Origin of the sequence: Okeania sp. SIO2F4, from assembly GCF_010672385.1 — a bacterium.
In the GTDB taxonomy this organism is placed as follows: Bacteria; Cyanobacteriota; Cyanobacteriia; order Cyanobacteriales; family Microcoleaceae; genus Trichodesmium.
This window is the reverse complement of the sequence record NZ_JAAHGT010001415.1, coordinates 1-1,362: the sequence shown is the minus strand read 5'-3', so window position 1 is coordinate 1,362 and position 1,362 is coordinate 1. Positions and strand designations below refer to the sequence as shown.

At 35.3% G+C, this 1,362-nt stretch carries 1 protein-coding gene; it reads left to right on the top strand.

The genetic code is table 11. From position 1 onward, the window contains the following. Positions 1 to 290 precede the first annotated feature (290 nt). Positions 291 to 464 carry a hypothetical protein gene (locus tag F6K22_RS40865; RefSeq protein ID WP_293110883.1) on the top strand — a complete coding sequence of 58 codons (174 nt, stop codon included), beginning with the start codon at positions 291 to 293 and terminating at the stop codon, positions 462 to 464. Positions 465 to 1,362 lie beyond the last annotated feature (898 nt).

Here is a 1,362-nt window from a genome sequence, read left to right as displayed (position 1 = left end):
AATGAATATATATTTATCACCTGAAAATTAGCTTTGTTTACTTGCCATATTAGGATGATAAATCTTCAAGTAGTCGAAGCTTGAAAAAATAACAGTCTATGCTCCCTTTAACACTGTCTGGTTGTCCCTAATGATCGGGATAAAAGTGATATAAAATCACCGCCGTGCCCTGATATTTTAGTTTGAAGTTTTTGGAATCTCCTGTTAGAATATTTATCGTTAATCGAGATGAGGGTGTTAATGAGTTAAACTAAAATACTGTATTAACTAGAGTATATCAGGAATTGACAATGGACTCACAGACAATTAAAGCAAGATTAGCTACTATTGAAAATAAGCGGGAATCTTTAGTCAAACTTCTAGAAAAGCCCGATTTAGGTACACTCAGAATCGATGTTAATCAAGCACTAGAAGAGATTGATGATTTGATTGATGAATTAAAGCGAACTTTTCCAGATTCATAAGTGAAGATCTAGTGGTTCTCTTGTTCATGAGGTAAAGTATTTTTTTCTCTTCCCTAATTCTCTATTCCCTATCCCTATTCCCAAAAATCCAAAATCTGTTTCTAATCAAGGGTGAAAATTACTATAGCTCGATCGGCAACGAAGTTAAAAACATAGAGTAGTTGTGTTTATTTTTAGGTGTAACAGATTGAATGTATTAGGAAATATAAAAAAGGAGATAGGGAACAGGGAATAGATAATAGGTAAAAACATAACTATTTATCACCTAATAACTTTAGGAGTATGAATACTTATACTCTATCAAGCAGCATAATTGAAATCCATGGCCTTATTCAATCCTGAATATTTAGTTTATAAACAAGTCTCTTAATATTTAACTTAATTTGACAAACATTTTCTCAAAAAAATGGAGTAAATTAATGATTAAATTTTGTAGTTAATAAATTACGATTTGATATTACTCCGATTGCATCATTTTAACAGAATTTATACATTCAAAAGTCATCTATTGAAAATCAAGAGTGAAATTGTACTAGCTGAAAACTTTTACCGAATAATTAAGGTAAAAAGCCTCTCCTAATTAGGAGAAACAAGTGGTCGTTTGCGTTTCGCTACGCGACATGAAAAGCGTTTCGCGGAGCGACTTGAATTGCGCAGCTCCTCTGCAAGAGGCAGCTCCTCTGTTTCGCTTCGCGACTTGAATTGCGCAGCTTCTCCGTTTGCGTAGCATTCCGAAGGAAAGGCGGCAAGAAGCAGCATGACCTAGGATGGGATGGCTAGGTCTCCCGAAGAATGCAGAGCCGCTCCGAAGTGCGTCATATCCAATCTCCCCATCAATCAGAAAAAATTTTCACCCTCCGCGTCAATCCAATCTGTTTTAGGGAGAGGTAATTATCCA